Origin of the sequence: Corynebacterium sp. HMSC074C03 (assembly GCF_001838285.1) — a bacterium.
In the GTDB taxonomy this organism is placed as follows: domain Bacteria; phylum Actinomycetota; class Actinomycetes; order Mycobacteriales; family Mycobacteriaceae; genus Corynebacterium; species Corynebacterium amycolatum.
The window spans coordinates 110,444-128,720 of the sequence record NZ_KV836220.1 but is presented as its reverse complement, the minus strand read 5'-3'; the positions used below and the strand labels follow the sequence as shown (position 1 = coordinate 128,720).

15 protein-coding genes and 3 tRNA genes are annotated in these 18,277 nt (G+C 59.2%); 9 read left to right on the top strand and 9 right to left on the bottom strand.

Going from position 1 to position 18,277, the window contains the following annotated elements:
- Window positions 1–105: 105 nt before the first annotated feature.
- Both HMPREF2847_RS06705 and HMPREF2847_RS06700 read right to left on the bottom strand, forming a co-directional pair.
- Window positions 106–179 (bottom strand) — tRNA-Asp (locus HMPREF2847_RS06705).
- A 14-nt stretch (window positions 180–193) separates the two neighbouring features.
- A tRNA-Glu gene (locus HMPREF2847_RS06700) sits at window positions 194–269 on the bottom strand.
- A 200-nt stretch (window positions 270–469) separates the two neighbouring features.
- Between HMPREF2847_RS06700 and HMPREF2847_RS06695 the strand changes: the two genes are divergently transcribed.
- The gene (locus HMPREF2847_RS06695; RefSeq protein ID WP_070833160.1) at window positions 470–1,000 is read left to right on the top strand and encodes an NUDIX hydrolase; all 531 of its coding nucleotides are present in this window, start codon (window positions 470–472) and stop codon (window positions 998–1,000) included.
- Window positions 1,001–1,250: 250 nt separating this feature from the next.
- Here the strand turns inward: HMPREF2847_RS06695 and HMPREF2847_RS06690 are convergent.
- A tRNA-Lys gene (locus HMPREF2847_RS06690) sits at window positions 1,251–1,323 on the bottom strand.
- A gap of 202 nt (window positions 1,324–1,525) precedes the next feature.
- On the opposite strand from HMPREF2847_RS06690, the gene HMPREF2847_RS06685 reads away from it, so the two are divergent.
- The 6 genes from HMPREF2847_RS06685 (at window position 1,526) to phoU (ending at window position 9,632) form a co-directional block, all read left to right on the top strand.
- Window positions 1,526–3,115: a cytochrome ubiquinol oxidase subunit I gene (locus HMPREF2847_RS06685; protein WP_070833163.1), complete on the top strand. Its 1,590-nt coding sequence runs from the start codon at window positions 1,526–1,528 to the stop codon at window positions 3,113–3,115.
- Between the two features lie 19 nt (window positions 3,116–3,134).
- Window positions 3,135–4,148, top strand: coding sequence for a cytochrome d ubiquinol oxidase subunit II (cydB, locus tag HMPREF2847_RS06680; protein WP_070851903.1), 1,014 nt, complete (start codon window positions 3,135–3,137; stop codon window positions 4,146–4,148).
- Between the two features lie 32 nt (window positions 4,149–4,180).
- Entirely contained in the window at window positions 4,181–5,731 is a 1,551-nt protein-coding gene (locus HMPREF2847_RS06675) for an ABC transporter ATP-binding protein/permease (RefSeq protein ID WP_083327341.1), read from the top strand.
- Complete coding sequence (cydC, locus tag HMPREF2847_RS06670) at window positions 5,728–7,515, top strand: thiol reductant ABC exporter subunit CydC (RefSeq protein ID WP_070851902.1); 1,788 nt, start codon at window positions 5,728–5,730, stop codon at window positions 7,513–7,515. The genes HMPREF2847_RS06675 and cydC overlap by 4 nt, the downstream gene beginning before the upstream one ends.
- A gap of 131 nt (window positions 7,516–7,646) precedes the next feature.
- Window positions 7,647–8,804, top strand: coding sequence for a tRNA dihydrouridine synthase DusB (dusB, locus tag HMPREF2847_RS06665; RefSeq protein ID WP_049181158.1), 1,158 nt, complete (start codon window positions 7,647–7,649; stop codon window positions 8,802–8,804).
- 90 nt (window positions 8,805–8,894) lie between these two features.
- Window positions 8,895–9,632, top strand: a complete 738-nt coding sequence (phoU, locus tag HMPREF2847_RS06660; protein WP_083327340.1) for a phosphate signaling complex protein PhoU — start codon at window positions 8,895–8,897, stop codon at window positions 9,630–9,632.
- Window positions 9,633–10,127: 495 nt separating this feature from the next.
- On the opposite strand, the gene pstB is transcribed toward phoU, so the two are convergent.
- From pstB to mshD, 5 genes are all read right to left on the bottom strand, one after another.
- The gene (gene pstB, locus HMPREF2847_RS06655) at window positions 10,128–10,904 is read right to left on the bottom strand and encodes a phosphate ABC transporter ATP-binding protein PstB (protein WP_049193811.1); all 777 of its coding nucleotides are present in this window, start codon (window positions 10,902–10,904) and stop codon (window positions 10,128–10,130) included.
- 48 nt (window positions 10,905–10,952) lie between these two features.
- A complete protein-coding gene (gene pstA / locus HMPREF2847_RS06650; RefSeq protein WP_070851901.1) occupies window positions 10,953–11,846 on the bottom strand; it encodes a phosphate ABC transporter permease PstA in 894 nt (297 codons plus the stop codon).
- A 77-nt stretch (window positions 11,847–11,923) separates the two neighbouring features.
- The gene (gene pstC, locus HMPREF2847_RS06645; RefSeq protein ID WP_049181149.1) at window positions 11,924–12,967 is read right to left on the bottom strand and encodes a phosphate ABC transporter permease subunit PstC; all 1,044 of its coding nucleotides are present in this window, start codon (window positions 12,965–12,967) and stop codon (window positions 11,924–11,926) included.
- Window positions 12,968–13,203: 236 nt separating this feature from the next.
- Window positions 13,204–14,256 carry a phosphate ABC transporter substrate-binding protein PstS gene (gene pstS, locus HMPREF2847_RS06640; RefSeq protein WP_049193813.1) on the bottom strand — a complete coding sequence of 351 codons (1,053 nt, stop codon included), beginning with the start codon at window positions 14,254–14,256 and terminating at the stop codon, window positions 13,204–13,206.
- 347 nt (window positions 14,257–14,603) lie between these two features.
- The gene (gene mshD / locus HMPREF2847_RS06635) at window positions 14,604–15,512 is read right to left on the bottom strand and encodes a mycothiol synthase (RefSeq protein WP_070851900.1); all 909 of its coding nucleotides are present in this window, start codon (window positions 15,510–15,512) and stop codon (window positions 14,604–14,606) included.
- An 81-nt stretch (window positions 15,513–15,593) separates the two neighbouring features.
- Between mshD and HMPREF2847_RS06630 the strand changes: the two genes are divergently transcribed.
- Entirely contained in the window at window positions 15,594–16,451 is an 858-nt protein-coding gene (locus tag HMPREF2847_RS06630) for an LmeA family phospholipid-binding protein (RefSeq protein ID WP_070851899.1), read from the top strand.
- A gap of 101 nt (window positions 16,452–16,552) precedes the next feature.
- Window positions 16,553–17,233: a heme-binding beta-barrel domain-containing protein gene (locus HMPREF2847_RS06625; RefSeq protein ID WP_038626478.1), complete on the top strand. Its 681-nt coding sequence runs from the start codon at window positions 16,553–16,555 to the stop codon at window positions 17,231–17,233.
- A gap of 99 nt (window positions 17,234–17,332) precedes the next feature.
- Here HMPREF2847_RS06625 and HMPREF2847_RS06620 read toward each other — a convergent pair whose 3' ends face one another.
- A complete protein-coding gene (locus tag HMPREF2847_RS06620; protein WP_070851898.1) occupies window positions 17,333–18,220 on the bottom strand; it encodes an aminodeoxychorismate lyase in 888 nt (295 codons plus the stop codon).
- Window positions 18,221–18,277: the final 57 nt, after the last annotated feature.

The following is an 18,277-nucleotide window of genomic DNA, read 5'->3' as shown; positions in this document are numbered from 1 at the left end:
CCGGAAAAGACACACTTTTCTTTACTTAACCCCCCACCGACACCCAGCACACCACTAACCAAAAGCAAAAACACCAGCTCCAACCGGAACTGGTGTTTAGAATTGCGACCCTGACGGGACTTGAACCCGCGACCTCCGCCGTGACAGGGCGGCGCGCTAACCAACTGCGCCACAGGGCCATTGTGTTTTTTAGTGGTACTCCCAACGGGATTCGAACCCGTGTTGCCGCCGTGAAAGGGCGGAGTCCTAGGCCTCTAGACGATGGGAGCCCGACTTAACGCTGCAAGAGAGTGTGCCACCATATGGCAAATCTGCGTGCAACTGCAATACATTCACGTTGCATTTGCGCGCGCTCTTGGCAACGTAAAGAACTATAGAGGATAAGTACCCTTTTCCCAAAATCCACGGCTGAACTGGAATTTCTTACTATTTCCAAGAGCACTACTGGTGCTCGGATAAGCTCATCACTATGGCAACTCCGGATTTCATTGTTCAGCTCCGCGAAAAAGTGGGCCACGCTCCGCTCTGGCTCCCCGGCGTCACGGCTATCGTCATTCGCGATGTTCCGCCGAATGCACCAATGTACGCCCTGCCCGAGGTCTTGCTGGTTCGTCGCTCAGATAATGGCGAATGGACTCCGGTCACCGGAATCATCGACCCGAACGAACAGCCTCACGACGCAGCTGTGCGCGAGGTAAAGGAAGAAACGGGACTCGATGTCACGGTCGAAGCACTGCTCGGCACTGGTGCCGTTGGCCCTGTCGAGTACCCAAATGGCGATGTCACCTCATATGTGGATGTCGCCATGCGCTGCAGCGTTGTCGGCGATGATATCCCATATGTCGCTGATGACGAATCGACCGAAGTCGGATGGTTCCAGATTTCACAGATGCCACCTATGAAGCCGCGCTTCCGCCTGATCGTCGCCGATGCTGTCGCGCAGCTCAAGCACCCGGCGGGCTTTAAGCCGCGCATGGGCTACCACAAGCGAGAGAAGTAGCATGCCGCAGCGGGTGACGTCGTAAAACGTTGGCTTAGCGCGCCGCCCTCCGGAAATTTTCGAGCTTTTTTCTCGTATCTCGCTGAATTTGTGCCCCAATGCGTGCCCAATATGCGCCCCTTTCCCCGGGCACTCGGGCGACTAATACACCCCGGGCAAGTTACTGCGAAAAAAACGCCCTGAACAGGGAACAAAAAGGGAACAGCCCCCGGTAGTCGAACTATGAAAGTCCACCTACCAGGGGCTTTCGTGGGCCCTGCGGGGCTCGAACCCGCGACCTGCGGATTAAAAGTCCGTAGCTCTACCAACTGAGCTAAAGGCCCGCGCAAGAAAATAGCCTAGCAATTGCGCGCTTGTTTTTAATAATTGCCCCTCGAGAGTCGACTAGTTCACACCCAGGAACTTTTTGTTTCTCCTATCCGACTGAACTAGTAAGCAGGAATACTGCGGACACTTGATGCAAACTTCGGTAAACCCAAACGGAGTACACGCATCTTTTATGTCTACTTATTCAGTCGAGGAAACATGGATGTCGTCGATATATCTCGTTGGCAATTTGGCATAACCACCGTCTACCACTTCATTTTTGTCCCGCTCACGATTGGCCTTGCCCCGCTGGTCGCACTCATGCAGACGCTGTGGGCCACGACGAAAAACGATGTTTGGTACCGCGCGACACGGTTTTTCGGCACCATCTTCATCATTAACTTCGCCATGGGTGTGGCCACGGGCATCGTCCAGGAATTCCAGTTCGGTATGAACTGGTCGGAGTACTCCCGCATGATTGGTGATGTCTTCGGCGGTCCACTGGCACTGGAAGGTCTCATCGCGTTTTTCCTGGAATCCACTTTCCTGGGCCTGTGGATTTTCGGCTGGGGTCGTATCCCCACCTGGATGCACACGCTCTCGATTTGGATTGTTGCCATTGCGGTGAATATCTCGGCGTACTTCATCATTGTCGCCAATTCGTTCATGCAGCACCCTGTAGGTGCGGTTTACAACCCAGAAACCGGCCGCGCTGAGTTGACGGACTTGGGCGCGCTGTTGACCAACTCCACCGCCTTGGCAGCTTTTCCGCATGCCGTGGCCAGCTCTTTCCTCACCGCCGGCACGCTTGTTGTCGGCGTCAGCGGCTGGTGGTTGGTTCAGAGCCGCCGCGGTGGTCAGCGCGATAATGTCCACGAGCGCACGTTCCGCAAGACTATGAAGGTCGGGCTCTGGACTACTGTGCTCAGCTCACTGGCCGTGTTTATCACCGGCGATATCCAAGCCAAGCTCATGTTCGAGCAGCAGCCGATGAAGATGGCTTCGGCCGAGTCCCTGTGCCACACGCAGACGGATCCGATGTTCTCGGTTCTGACCGTCGGCACGCACAACAATTGTGATTCAGTGCTGCACCTTATCGAGGTACCGTGGGTGCTGCCGTTCCTGGCGCAAGGAAAGTTCAGTGGCGTCACGCTCCAGGGCGTGCAGGATCTGCAGGAAAAGGCTGAGGCGCTCTTCGGCCCGGGAAATTATTCCCCGAACTTGTTCGTCACGTATTGGTCTTTCCGCGCCATGATTGGCCTGATGGTCGGTTCGCTGGCCATCGCGTTTTTCGCCTGGCTGTTTACTCGCAAGGGGCGCGTGCCGACGGGCAAGCGAGCCCGCATTTTCGCTACTTGCAGCATCCTTGCAATTCCGTTCCCGTTCCTGGCCAGTAGCGCTGGCTGGATCTTTACGGAAATGGGCCGTCAGCCTTGGATTGTGCACCCCAACCCGGATCACATCGGAGATCCGCGCACGGAACTGCTGCGCATGACCGTCGATATGGGTGTGTCCGACCATGCACCGGCGACGGTGCTTATCACTCTGGCGGGCTTTACCCTGCTCTACCTGATTTTGGCAGTGGTGTGGTTCTGGTTGATTCGCCGCGCAGTTATTGCCGGACCGCCAACCGAATCCGCTGAGGCAATCAACGCCATCGGCAATGACCCCGAGCACGCGGGTCCATCGTCGCCAATCGCTACCGATCTGGGCGCAATCGTCTCGTCCCCGGTTCGATTCAACAAGGTCCATGCCCAGTCCGCTGCCGGCCCCGACTCCGAAGTCTCCGCGACTGAGGACACAAAGTAGATAAGGATGTACCTCTGACATGTTCGGATTAGATCTTCCCGTTTTGTGGTTTATCCTGATCGCGTTCCTCTTCGCTGGCTACTTCTTGCTCGAGGGCTTTGACTTCGGCGTCGGAATGCTGTTGCCGTTCATTGGCCGCGATGAACCGCGTCGCAAAGCGATGCTCGGCACTATCGGGCCGGTGTGGGACGGCAACGAAGTGTGGCTAATTACCGCAGGTGGCGCGCTTTTCGCAGCGTTTCCAGAGTGGTATGCATCCATGTTTTCCGGCTTCTACCTGCCGCTCTTCCTGATCCTGGTGGCGCTAATTGTCCGTATTGTCGGGCTGGAATGGCGCTCCAAGGTCAACGATGAGGGCTGGCGCGCCTGGTGTGACCGGGCGATTATCTTCGGCTCCTGGCTGCCGCCGATTCTGTGGGGCGTGGCCGTGGCCAACCTGGTGCGTGGTGTACCGCTGAACGCCGACAAGAACCTGGACTCCGGTTTTAGTGCCCTGCTGGGGTTGCTGAACCCGTACGCCCTGGTTGGTGGCATCGCGTTTGCGGCTGTGTTTGCGCTTCACGCGGTGACTTTCCTGCGGCTGAAGACCGCCGGCAAGCTACGCGGCGAGGTCGGCAATGCGGCTCGAATTCCCGCCCTGTCGGCGCTGATTTTCGGTGGCGCGTTCCTCATCTGGACACAGCTGGTCTATGGAAAGACCTGGCTGTGGGCTGTTGTGGTCATCGCAGTAGCAGGTTTGGTCATTTCCATCTCCGCAACCGTGGCCAACCGCGACGGCATCGCTTTCACCGCCACCGCCATCGCCGTTATTGCCGTCACGACCGTTGTCTTCGGCGCTATGTACCCGTATCTGATGCCGACGACGCTTGCCGACGGCGTCTCCCTCGATATCTGGAATTCCGCCTCTAACCCCTACACGCTGAAAATCATGACCTGGACCGCGCTGGTGATTACCCCACTGGTGATTGCCTACCAGGCGTGGACATACTGGGTATTCCGCAAGCGACTGATGGCTGAGCGTAAGGTCTCGTAGCCGTCTGTCCGTTGGAGGTTAGTTTCTAAAAAGTGGCTCCTGTCGATCCGAAACTCTTCAAGCTGTCAGCCCCAGCGTGGCGTTGGGTCATTTTCGCGGGTGCACTGACTGCCGCGAGCACAGGTGCCACAATCGCGTTGGGGCTGGCCATTGGCACTATTACAGCGCAGGTTCTGGGCGAGGCGACTCCGAACTGGACAGTGTTTGCGCTGGTAGCAACCGCGTCCGTGCTAGTTCGGGTGGCCTGCTCCTACGCCCTGGTGCGCTTCGGCCAATCAGCTGGCGCACGTGTGGCAACAGACCTGCGCAGCCGTGCGCTGCGAGCCCTAGCTCTGCGCGACCCCCGCACGGTCGACACCGCACACTGGCGCGCGCTGCTTTCGGTCGGGCTCGATGGCGTGGCCGTCTACGTGGCGGAATTCCTCCCCGCGCTGGTGGCCGCAGCACTGGCTACCCCGATGGCCCTGGCCGCGGTCGCGTGGTTGGACCTCTCGTCGTTTGCCATCGCGGTTGTTACGCTGCCTCTAATTCCGCTGTTCATGTGGCTGGTGGGCCGCCTCACTGAGGGGCGCACAGAACGCCGCCTGGCCGATATCGGTACAGTGCGCGGCCAGATTCTCGACCTCGTCGTAGGCCTGCCGACTCTCAAAGCACACACCATGGCCGATGCCCCCAGCGAGGAAATCAAGCGTCTGTCGACCCGCCACCGGAAGTCCACCATGGAGGTCCTGCGCATCGCCTTCCTGTCCGCGTCGGTTCTGGAATTCCTCACGACCCTGTCAATTGCCCTCATCGCCGTCGGCATCGGATTCCGGCTCCTGGGAGGCCACATGACACTGGCCACTGGCCTGGCAGTGCTCATCATCGCCCCGGAAATCTATGGCCCCGTGCGCCAGGTTGGTCAGAAGTTCCACGCAGCTCAGGACGGTGTCGTCGCTGCCACCGAGGTCACGGAACTGCTGGCCAAGGACGCCAACCAGACTCCGAACTCCACAGACACCACCTCTGAAGCTGTGGAGGGGGCGACCGAAGGGACGTCGTCAAGCAGTGCTCCCAGTGCCCCCACGGTCGTGTTCGAGCACCTTTCTGCACCGGGGCGAGACGGCGTGCGGCCCAGTAATCTAAGCGCCATCGCGCGGCCCGGCGCGGTAACCGTGCTGGCAGGACCGAACGGCGTGGGCAAGACGACAGCGCTACTCGCGGTCGCCGAAATTGTGCACGAGGACCTGGAGGGTTCCGTAACTATCCGCGACGGCAAGCGCATGCTCCACGGTCAGGACCTGCTGCAGCGCATCGCGTGGCTGCCCCAGCGGCCCATCCTGGACGCGGCGGCGGTCGGCGATAATTCGCGGCGCTCGCTCGGGCAACGTCAGCGGGAGGCGCTTCGGCGCGAGCTTGCCGACGACACCCGCGACCTCGTCCTCCTCGATGAACCGACGGCCCACTTGGATGCCGACAGTGCGCAGTCCGTGATTAGAATCCTGCGCACACGTGCCCGACGCGGAGCCACGGTGATTGCCACCAGCCATGATCCGCTACTGATTGCGGCGGCCGACGACGTGGTGGAGGTGCAGTCGCGATGACTATCCTGCAAGCGCTTCGTCGACTGGTGAGCCCCCGCGACCTGGTGTGGCCAGTGTTGGCGGGCACCATCACGCTGCTGTCCGCACTGAGCCTGACCGTGGTGTCGGCGTGGCTGATTACGCGTTCCTGGCAGAAGCCGCCGCTGATGGACATCACTCTGGCGGTTACATCTGTGCGCGCGCTGGGTATTTCGCGAGCTGCGTTCCGATACCTCGACCGGCTGGTCTCCCATGATGTAGCGTTGCGTACCGCCGAGCGCTCCCGGGTGAAACTGTGGGAGCATTTCGTGGGCGATCGCACGCTGGCGCTGCGTGAGCGTTCCGATATTGTCACGGCGCTGGGCACGAATATTGACGCGCTTGCCGATGTCGTCGTGCGCTCAATCGTGCCCGCGCTTGTGGCGCTTATGACCTCGCTCATCGCCATTATCTTCGTAGCGCTGCTCTCCCCCACCACTGCGGTTCTCCTGGCAGTGGGGCTGTTTCTCGCAGGCGGGGTTGCGCCCTACCTGACATATCGTGCCACTGCGCACTCGAGTAAGCTTCGCACGGTCGCGCTGCAAGCGCATGCCGGTGCCGTCGAGACGCTGCTTTCCGACGCCGCGGGTCTGCATATCCACGGTCAATTGGATGAGGCAGTCTCTGCCGCCTCGGCCTCCAGTAAGAAGGTTGCGGCCATCGATGACGCCACTGGCCGGGCAAATGCCCGTGCCTCAGCGCTGAGCACCGCGGCCAGCGTGCTGACGGCTGTCCTCACCGTGGTCGTCGCCTCGTGGTTGGTGACGGCCTCTGCCGCGGGCACCGGGGGCTCTGGGGGCGCCGGGGTCAGTTTGGTGCACTCCCCCGAGTGGCTGACGGTTCTGGTTCTGGTGCCGCTGGCTGCTTTTGAGTCAGTTGGCCCGTTACCAGCTGCGGCGCAGACGCTGGCGCAATCGCGCGAAGCATTGCTGATGCTCGCCTCGAATACAGGCGACTCAGCTGAGGCAGATATTGCTGCGGTGAATACACCGGCTGAAAAGGGCACACCAGCGCCCACGTCCATGCGGCCCCAAAGCCAGCTGACACTCCAGCCCACGCTACAGGTAAAAGACTTGATTGTGGGCTACCCCGACGACCACAGTTCGAACATCACGGACGGGACCGCTGCCCAGCCAGCGCATGCCGCAGCATCCCAGCCAGCTCAATTGCCGATGCAAAACTTCGAGGTCACCTTTGGCGGATATCGGGAAATCACGGCGCCGTCGGGAAGCGGAAAAACTACGTTGCTGAAAACCATCGCCGGGCTGATGCCGCCAGTTGCGGGCACGGTTGTTGTCGCCGACGGAGACGGCCGTGAGCTGTGGCGCAGTGAAGCAAGTGCCGGGAAGGCTCACGAAAGTATTCACCCATGCGACCTGGTGCGCTTTATCGCCGAGGACGAGCACATTTTCGCCACCACGGTGCGGGACAACATCTCCATTGGCAACCCGCAGGTCAGCGATGATGTCATCTACTCCGTACTGGATGCCGTAGGCTTGCGCGAATGGGTCAACGCCGCACCCGCCGGCCTCGACACGATTCTGGACAGCGGCGCGGACAGTCTCTCGGGTGGTCAGCGTCGCAGGCTCATCCTCACCCGCGCGCTGGTCAGCACAGCGCCGATTCTGCTTCTCGACGAACCCACCGAGCACCTCGACGAGGACTCGAACCGCATCCTGGAGCTTCTCCGCAACACCACCGAGCTCCCCGGCGGGAGGGGCCGCCGAACGGTGGTCGTCGTCAGGCATCCGCGCACGCAGCGCTAACCGACCGATCCAATCAGCCTGCCAAAACAGATTCGAAAACGGCAGTTCAGCGTGACACAATACTGTACGTGTTAGATACCTCCACGAGTCCACTCAGTGCCGCCACGCCCGCCGATGCCACGTCCTCGCACATGCACATCGGCCCCTTTGAGCTCGCCTCCCCCGTGGTACTCGCTCCGATGGCCGGTGTCACCAACGTGGCATTCCGCACGCTGTGCCGCGAGCAGGAACTGCAGCGTACAGGCACGGTCTCCGGCCTCTATGTCTGCGAGATGGTCACCGCGCGAGCACTGGTCGAGCGCAACGAGAAGACCATGCACATGACCACCTTCGCGCCCGACGAAAACCCGCGCAGCCTGCAGCTCTACACCACTGACCCGAAGTGGACCTATGAGGCCGCGAAGATGATTGTCGACGAAAACCTCGCCGACCACATCGATATGAACTTCGGCTGCCCGGTACCTAAGGTCACCCGCAAGGGCGGCGGCTCAGCACTGCCGTATAAGCGCCGCCTTTTCGGCAACATCGTCGCCGCTGCTGTCAAGGCCACGGAGGGCACCGACATCCCGGTGACCGTGAAGTTCCGCGTCGGTATCGACGACGAGCACCACACGCATCTCGATGCCGGCCGCATCGCCGCCGAGATGGGTGCCCAGGCTGTGGCTCTGCACGCCCGCACCGCGGCGCAGCGCTACTCCGGTCACGCTGACTGGTCGCAGATCGCGCGGTTGAAGGAGCACATGGTCGACTCCGGCTTCAGCAATATTCCGGTGCTTGGCAACGGCGACATCTTCGCCTCTACCGATGCCCGCAAAATGCTCGACGAGACCGGCTGCGACGGTGTCGTCGTCGGTCGCGGCTGCCTTGGTCGCCCGTGGCTATTCGCGCAGTTGTCCGCCGAGCTGCGTGGCAAAGAAGTGCCGCCGGCACCAACATTTGGTGAGGTCGCGGGGATTATCCGTCGTCACGCGGAACTACTCGTGGAGCACGAGGGAGAGCGTAAGGGCTGCCGCGACCTGCGCAAGCACATCGCCTGGTACCTGCGGGGATACCCTGCAGGCGGTGAGGTGCGCAAGTCCCTCGCTCGTGTCGATTCGCTGGCAACGCTCGACGAGATTCTCACGCCGCTTTACGACGGCCCCAGCGCCCACGCCCGCCCGGAGGACGCCGACGGCGCCCGCGGCCGACAGGGATCCCCTGCAAAGGTGGTCTTACCGGAGGGCTGGCTGGACGACCCGGAGGATGACACCGTGCCTGAAGGCGCGGAGATTATGCACTCCGGTGGCTAAGCTTCGGTTCTGAGCGAGTGTTTACATAACTTTACGAGGGGTAATTGGGGGTTCCCCACTAACGCGCGACCTTGTTGAGGATTGCCTACTATGGAACGCATGCGCACTGTCTACCGAGAACAAATGGACAACTTGGCCCACAGCCTGATTGTGATGTGTGACCGAGTTGGATCCATGCACAAGCTTGCGAACAAGGCCCTCTTTGAGGCTGATTTAGTCTCGGCTGAAACCGTTCTTTCCCAGATTGATTCTCTCGAGGACCTGCGCCAGGATGCGGAGCAGCGGGCCTTTGAGCTGTTGGCGCGCGAAGCTCCTGTAGCTGGTGACCTCCGGCAGATTGTCAGTGGCCTCTACATTGTGGAGGACATTTCCCGCATGGGCGCGTTGAGTGTGCATATTGCCAACGTTGCCCGACGTCGCCACCCGAACAAGGCACTGCCGGAGCCCGTGGAGGGATTCTTCCACGAGATGGCCACTGTATCTGAGCAGATGACGCACGAAACCCGTCAGGTGCTCATCGACTACAACGTTGACCAGGCATTGGCCTTAGATAAGACCGATGACAGCATCGACGACATCCACCAGCACCTGTTTACGCTGACCAACGACGATAATTGGCCACACACCCCTGCGCAGACGGTGGATGTCACCCTGCTGAGTCGCTTCTACGAGCGCTACGCGGATCACGCCGTCGAGGTTGCAGCCCGGATTGTTTACCTGGCCACCGGTTACAAGCGCGATGTCTACCTGGACAAGCTTGAGGACGAGCGCGACCAGCGCAGCTTTAACCAACGCCTGCAGGCCTTGGAGCGTCACCTGCGGATGTAGGTTCGTGGAGTTGCAGGTTGCTGGGCTAGGTGTTGGGTTGCTCAGGGGACTGGGTGTTGGGCCGCTGAGCTGGGCTGGGTGTTGGACTGCTCGGCGGGTTTCAGGCCGGAGTGGAGCCGTTTTTAAGTCACACCAGGCTAAACACCGCCCCAGCCAAACACCGCCTCAGCCAAACACCGCCTCAGCCAAACACCTCCCCCAGCTAAACACCGCCCCACCCCGAGAAAGTGACTAGGTTTATGACACTTTACTGCGAGTAAACGCTATTCATCTGACATAAACCTAGTCAGTAACTGTTTGATCCCGCCACAAAAACTGTGTGCCCCGGCACAAAACACCTCCGCGGTTAGACAATCGGGTGGCAAAACATGTGCTCGACATAGCAATCTCATAAACCGCAACAACAAAAAGAGCCCCGTACCTCGCGTGCACACGCGTGAGGTACGGGGCTCTTACTTTTTGATTATTTTGGCCATTAAGGCATACGCAAAGCGTTTAGCCGAAGCGACCGGAGATGTAGTCCTCGGTTTCCTTCTTGTCCGGATTCTCGAAGATCTTCTTGGTCGGGCCAACCTCGACCAGGCGACCCGGCTTACCGGTTGCCTCGAGGGAGAAGAATGCGGTCTGATCGGACACACGAGCTGCCTGCTGCATGTTGTGGGTCACGATGACGATGGTGAATTCTTCCTTCAGCTCGTGAATCAGGTCCTCGATTGCCAGGGTGGAAATCGGGTCCAGTGCGGAACACGGCTCGTCCATCAGCAGAACTTCCGGCTCAACTGCAATTGCGCGTGCGATGCACAGACGCTGCTGCTGACCACCGGAGAGGCCACCGCCCGGCTTGTCCAGGCGGTCCTTCACCTCATCCCAGAGGTTGGCGCCGCGCAGGGACTTCTCGGCAACCTCCTGGAGACGAGCCTTGTTCTTAACACCGGCCAACTTCAGGCCAGCCACGACATTGTCCTCGATGGACATGGTCGGGAACGGGTTCGGACGCTGGAACACCATACCGATGGTGTTACGAACGGAGACCGGGTCAATCTTCGGGCCATAGATGTTTTCGCCGTCGAGAAGCACCTCGCCAGTGACGTAGGCACCCGGGATGACCTCGTGCATACGGTTCAGCGAACGGAGCACGGTGGACTTACCACAGCCGGACGGGCCAATGAATGCGGTAACGGAACGCGGCGGGACGTGCAGGTCGACGTTCTGCACAGCGTGGAAATCGCCGTAGTAGATGTTGACATCGTTAAGGTCTAGGCGCTTAGCCATGGTCTTTCAAAAACCTTCCTTGAAATAGCGGACGTTAGGCGCCCAGCATTAACTGCTCTTGACGGAGAACTTGGCGGATACGACGCGCGCCAGGATATTGATGAGGGCAATGGTGAGAACCAGCGTGAGCGCTGCGCCCCACATCTTGTCGAATGCCGCACCGGTATTACCGGCCTTGTACATGTCCAGCATGAACAGTGGCAGCGAGGACTGCGACTGGCCGAACGGGTTGTAGGTAATGATTCGCGAGGTTGCAACCAGGATCAGCATCGGTGCGGACTCACCCATGACGCGGGCGACGGCCAGCATGATGCCGGTGACGATGCCCGACAGTGCGGTCGGAAGCACGATCTTCAAAATGGTCTTCCACTTCGGAACACCCAGAGCGTAAGAGGCTTCACGCAACTCGTGCGGAACGATACGCAGCATTTCCTCGGTGTTGCGGACAACGATTGGCAGCATCAGCAGAACCAGTGCCAGCGACACGGCGAAACCGGAGCGGCTCATGCCGAACATGACCACCCACATCGAGTAGATGAACAGCGACGCAACAATCGACGGCACACCGGAGAGGATGTCGACCATGAAGGTGGTGACCTTGCCCAAGCGGGAGTTACCTGCGTACTCGACCAAGTAGATAGCGACGAAGATACCGAATGGCACGGTCATGAGAGTTGTGACCAGAGCCTGAACCAAGGTACCGACGATTGCGTGAGCAACACCACCGGCAGATGCACCAAGGGTGACACCGCGCTGGGAAGCAGTCCACCACTCACCACTCAGCAGTGACGGGGTACCTCGGACGACAAGCTCAAAGAGAACCCACACCAGCGGGATCAGGGCAAGAGCCATGCAGAAGTAAATGAGGACCGTGGAGACGTTGTCCGCTACCTTGCGGGAACCCTTAATCTGGGTGAATGCCGACTCCGTGGTGGGGACCATGTCTGCGGGGCCGTGAGGCGAAGAATCAGTAGTTGAACTAGTCATTGTTACTTCTCGTTTCTTTTCCTACGACCTTGCTACTTCTTCGCAATGATTCGGGCTGCGGAGTTGACCACGAAGGTCAGCAAGAACAGCACCAAACCTGCGGACATGTATGCGCCGGCCTTGAGGTTGTCATTGAACTCCGGTGCAGCATTGGCAATTGCGGTTGCGAAGGTGGTACCGCCGTCGAAAAGCGAACCACGGAATGCCGAAGACGGAGAGATTACGAGGTACAGAGCCATCGTCTCACCGAGGGCACGTCCCAGACCCAGCATCGAGCCGGAGATAAAGCCAGAACGACCGAATGGCAGAATGGCCAGCTTGACCATCTCCCAACGGGTCGCACCGAGAGCCAGCGATGCCTCAATGTGACCACGCGGGGTCTGAACAAAGACCTCGCGGGTGGTAGCCGCGATAACCGGCAGAATCATAATTGCCAGCACAATGCCACCGGTGAAGAGGTTTCGACCAGTCTCGAAGGCCGGCGAGTTTGGGTACAGGGCAAACATCGGGATAAAGCCCAGTGTCTTAGCCAACCACCCGTACAGACCGGCCAATGCCGGACCGAGAGCCATAAAACCCCACAGACCGTAAACAATCGACGGCACTGCGGCCAGCAAATCCACGAGGTAGCCCAGCGGCTTGACCATCTTCTTTGGAGCATAGGCAGTCAGGAAGATGGCAATACCCAGCGCAACCGGCATCGCCAGAATCAGCGCCAGGATGGAAACCGCGACGGTCACCAGAAACATGTTCGGAATACCGAAGTACATGGCGGAGGTATCCGCCAGGTTCCATCGTTCGGTGTAGGTGAAGAAGTTCGCTTCGTTACGGGACATTGCCGGAACTGCGCGCAGGAGCAGGAACACTGCAATTGCGATGATGGCAGCAGTCACCAATGCGGAAGATCCTACCGCCAGAATCTTGAAGATTCGGTCACCAGGACGAACAACGCCGGACTGAATGGCTTGCTCTTCCGAGCTCTCGTCGCCGGAGGAATCCACCTGCGGTGCTGAGGACTGCAACAGACTGCTGTCTACAGCCTCCTGCTTCCCTTCAATGGGAGTCGAGGAACTCATGATCTCATTTCCTAAGTAGAAGTGATTTGTGCTTCAACGCACATGAAGACCGATTGGCCTCAGTACCCCTCTACGAGCGGTACCCAATCAACTGAGGTGTCGATATATAAAGCCAACCGGTCTACGTCAGGTTTTCGGCCTACAGCTCAAATCTGCGTGGCCGGCTGAAGTAATCCTCGCGCCAATCGGGTAACAACAGAGCCAACTCTGCTTTCACCCGCGTTGCGCGCAACGAATTACTTGATAGCGTCAACCGCTGCGGACAACTTGTCCTTGAACTCACCCTGAACCGGGATGTAACCCCGCTCTTCGAGCTCTGGGCCCTGGCCCTCTTCCAGAACAACCTTCAGGAAGCTCTTAACCAGGTCACGAGTCTCCTCGTCGTAACCAGCGGAGCAGACGATTTCGTAGGTGGTCAGAATCAGCGGGTAAGCGCCATTCTCATCCATTGCGAACAGAGCGTCGGTGTCAACAACCATGTCGTGACCCTCAGTCTTGAACGTGACGGAATCCAGAGCCTTACCGACGGTGTCGTTGTTCAGCTCAACCGGGCCATGACCAAAGTCCATCTTGGCAATGCCCAGGTCCTTGTCCTTAGCGAAACCAGCCTCAACGTAGGTGATAGCACCGTCGATGTTGGAAACCTCGTCGACAACACCAGCCGAGCCGTTAGCGCCCTGTCCAGTAGCAGTCGGGAAGGACTTGGAAGCCTCGTGCTTCCACTGCTCCGGAGCAGCTGCGCTCAGGAACTTCATGAAGTTATCAGTAGTACCGGACTCCTCAGAGCGGTAGACAACCTTGATGTCCTTCTCCGGCAGCTTCGCGTCCTTGTTGACCTCAGCAATCTTCGGGTCGTTCCACTTGGTGATCTTGCCGTCGAAGATTTCAGCAACCAGAGCCGGAGTCAGAGTGACATCAACGCCCTCGAGGTTGTAGGCAACGGCAACCGGACCGATAACCATCGGCAGGTGCCATGCATCGTTACCATCGCAGCGCTTCTTAGCCTCTGCAACCTGGTCCTTGCCGTCCTTCTCCTTCAGCGGAGAGTCGGAGCCAGCGAAAGCAACGGTGCCGGCAATGAACTGAGTTTGACCGGAACCAGAGCCAGATGCGTTGTACGACAGGGTCGAGCCGGCCTCTTCAAACTTGGTGGCGAACAGGTCCATTGCACGCTGCTGCGAGGTAGCGCCCTCGCCCTGCAGCGTTGGCCCTTCAGCACAAGCAGCCAGGGTAAGGCTTGCAACAGCGGCCAGGCCAATGACGGATGCCGCACGGTTCTTCTTCAGCACAGTAAATCCTCCGGGTTTACACAATGAGTGAAACAGTTCTCGTGGAACCGCCACACTCCGGTCCACTGCGCTGAACCTATCTAGCGATAGTAACCGGAACCTTTTCAGAACATTAACAATTGGTGAACGTCGCAAGCAATTCTTTATATATCCTCATTTTCCCTGTAAGAGGCCCTAAAATGCGCCCCTGAAACACTGAAGTTTGGACAGCATCTCCCCAAAATCACAAATATCATTGCCCCGCGACAGAGGAAAACCACCTAAAACTGAGACAAACCTAAGCTCACCCTCTCCAATAACTCACCCCCTCCCCAACAACTCGCCTCCAATAAACCAAACCGTCACATTTACGCGCCGTACATCACATCACGGCGAGCCACTTCAAAGCCGACCGCACGGTAAGTGCGCACTGCCGGCGCATTGTCGCCTTCGACATAGAGAATTACCTTTTCCGCTCCCCGGCTCCGGAGATGGGAAAGCCCAACATTGGTTAACCATCGCCCCAGACCACGTCCGCGCGCCTTCGAGCTCAGTCCAATCACATAGACCTCACCAGTTGGCACAGACTCCTCAGCGTGCCACTTCGTCCAGTGGAAACCGCAAATCTCCTCCGCACTGTCGCGCGCCCCGGCTACATCCGCAGCAAAGAACACGCCCTCCGGGTCGAACCACTGCACATCTCGAGCGCGATCGAGTTGTGGCTGTGACCAACCACCCTGCTCCGGATGCCAATCAAACGCCTCGTTATTCACTGCCAACCACGCTCGATCTACCGCTGCCGCGCCCCACTTCGCACGTGCCGCAGTCAGGGTCAAGGCTTCAACATCATCACGCTTATCGACGTCCCCCGCCGCCTTCTCCAACGCTGAGCCCGAAACGGACATCTGCAACAGCTCGCGGACAACCTTGCGTCCCGTCAACTCTGCCAAGCGGCTGGCACCGGCGACATCACCGTGAGCCCAGATAGGCAGACGCTCACCGACTTCAGCATCGATGTGCGCAAGCAGCTTCGCTCCCACGCCTTGCCTGCGAAACTCCGGATCAACAACCATCTCCATAGCATCTGGCGCAACGGCTGCCAGGCCCAAATAACGGTCGTTCTTGATAATCGCAAAGTGTCGATGCCCGAAAGAGTCGTCGTCGAGCCCTCGGACGAAAGCCTCGCCGAACGCGCCCACGCCGTCGGTGGAGTGGGCGCGCTGCAGTAGCGTACTGGCGGCGGTGGTGTCTACGTCAAGCAGTTCGGTTACGTTCATACGCCCCACCCTATACACAGCCGCGGATTCAACACTTCCCCGATGTCCGCTGGGCCAAAAGCGATGGGGTACTAATAGAGTGTGTCCATTTCCCGACGACAGAAGAAAATCGGTGGCTCCATCCTCGCCGTTGCCGCGCTGGTGATCGCCACCGACATGGGCTTCGCCAGCCATGCGGAGTACAAGCTCTCCGAGCATATTCAAGAGACTGCGCAGCTGGAGATGACCCCATACGTCGCCATCGGTGGCAAGGCCTACTTGTCCTCTTTTGTTACGGGTAAGTGGAGCTCCGTAACTTCGCGCATCCGCGATGCGGAGGTGCCCGACTTCGGCTTGGTATCTCTGGAGTACGGAGCGTCCAACGTTAAGGTCCCAGCATCGGCAGTGCTCAGCGGAGATTTCCCAGAGTCGCCGACGAAGCAGTACTTCACCAAGCTCTCGCTCGACGGCGTCTCTCTGGGCAACAAGCTGGGGCTGACGGACTTGAGCATCCAGAGTCTGAAGGACTCCTCCCCCACCGGCGGCTGGGAGACCGAGGCAATTTTCGAGGCCACACCAGCCGGATGGCAGGGAAAAACTCAGGTCACGGCGAAGTTGCGCATTGTCAGCCGCGACGTGGTCATTACGCCGATGGAGATTATTTCTGCGCCCTCGTCCCCGACGGATTCTAAGAGCCACGTCAAAGCTGAGCTGTCTGAGGCTGATACGCAGCACATCATGGACACCTTCGCTCTGACACTGCGAGATTCGGATATACCGATGGGCATGCCGGCGACTCGCGTGTACGTGTCGGGCGGTTCTATCACCATCGAAGGCGAACAGATTCTGTGCACCGTGTCGCCAACGAACTTCATGCCGCCGACATCCCAACAGGATGCCGAGGCGTCAGCACAATCCACGGAGAAGCTGCCGGAGAAGAACTGTCGGGTGCGTCGCTAAGGCCGTCGTCAAGCATCGCCGTTAAACGTCGTTGCAGCGTTGGCACCATGCGCCAACAGCCCATACATGGCCACAAGAGCTTCAGCGGTAGAGTGTGAAGCATGACCGAGAACAATGGCAGCAACCAGACAGACGCCGCTGCACAGGAGCCTGCAGCTGCGGCAGCCCCTCGCCTCGACGGCAACGAGGCCATTAACCGCGCGGCCGAGCAGGCCAAGAGCACCGCTACGCGCAACATCACTGAGCTTGAGGGGCTCCCGATCCCTGACGAGACCGCTAACCTGCGCTTCGGCCCGAATATTCACGACGGCCTGCTGGCACTACTGCCGCTGGTCGGCGTGTGGCGCGGTGAGGGGCAGGCAAACACCGTCGTCGACGGTGAGTACAACTTCGGCCAGCAGGTTATCTTCAGCCACGATGGCGAGAACTACCTGAAGTATGAGTCGCGCATCTGGAAGCTGGATGAAGAAGGCAAACCAACCGGCCCTGACCAGCGCGAAACGGGATTTTGGCGCATCAACAACGATGACGAGATTGAGTTCATCTGCGTCCACTCCACCGGCGTCACTGAGATTTACTACGGCAAGCCGGTCTCCGAGCGCGCATGGGAGCTGCAGGCAGCCTCCACAATGGTCACTGCTACCGGTCCAGCATCACTTGGCCCGGGCAAGCGCCTCTACGGCCTGATGCCGAACAACGATCTCGGCTGGGTGGACGAGCGCCTGCGGGATGAGGAATTCACTCCCCGTATGTCCGCGCAGCTCAAGCGTTACGCAGGCTAGGTTCTCCCCCCGCTTTACGACGGGCGCTGTGTGGCCTGCCTGCGGGGCTCTATTACTTTGCGCACTACGTTACTGCTTGGCGCCCTACTGCGACAAGCCCTACTGCATCGCCAGCGCCTCGTCACACAGGTCACGGAATTCCTTTTCCGCAGCTACATCCGGCTGCGGAATGGGCTCACCATCGATGGACTTAACCACGACCGCGATGCGCACCGAGGACACTAGCCACACCGCATCAGCGGTGAATAGGTCCCTTGGTACCAGAACCGTCGGAGTGACTTTCCAGCCGCAGTTGGCAGCTGTTTCAAACAGCGCTGCCTGAGTCGTGCCCGGCAGCACTCCTTCACCGGGATTGGGGGTCAGCAGCTCATTGCCGCGCTGAACGATGATGGTCGATGTCGGGCCTTCCAGGAGCTTTCCCTCTGCGGAGGTGAAGATGACATCGTCAAAACCCTTGGACTTGGCATAGCGCAATGCGGCCATATTAGCTGCGTATGACAACGTTTTCGCGCCGATGAGCGCCCACGGTGCACGGGAGCCAAGGTCGAGCGAGAAACCACGCTCTGCAAGCATGACCGATACCGGCTTCAGGCGATTTTCCGCCACCTTTTCCGCGGAGCTTGCCAAAACGTAGCCAGTCGGCCTTCCAGTGGACTCGCGACCACGCGAGTAAACCCACCGCAACGTCGCATCCCCCTCAATTGACCTATCGCGCAACTCCCGTAGTGCAACCTCGGTAGCCGCCCGCCATTGCTCCAGGTCCGGGGTTGGCAAATCCAGCATTAGCGCTGACGATGCGAATCGCTTCTCATGCCGGTCGGTATTACAGGTATGACCACCCCTGACCAGGAGTGTTTCAAAAACTCCGTCGCCGCGAATAGCTCCGAGATCGTCCGCGTAGAGGAACGGCTGTCCTGCCTCGACAGCAATCGGACCACCGTCTGCGAAGACGTCGATAAGCACTAGAGAAGAAAGCGAATCCGTCATACACACAAGCTTAATCCATGCTTAATTTGGGGATTTCTGGTTAACATGAGGGAGTGA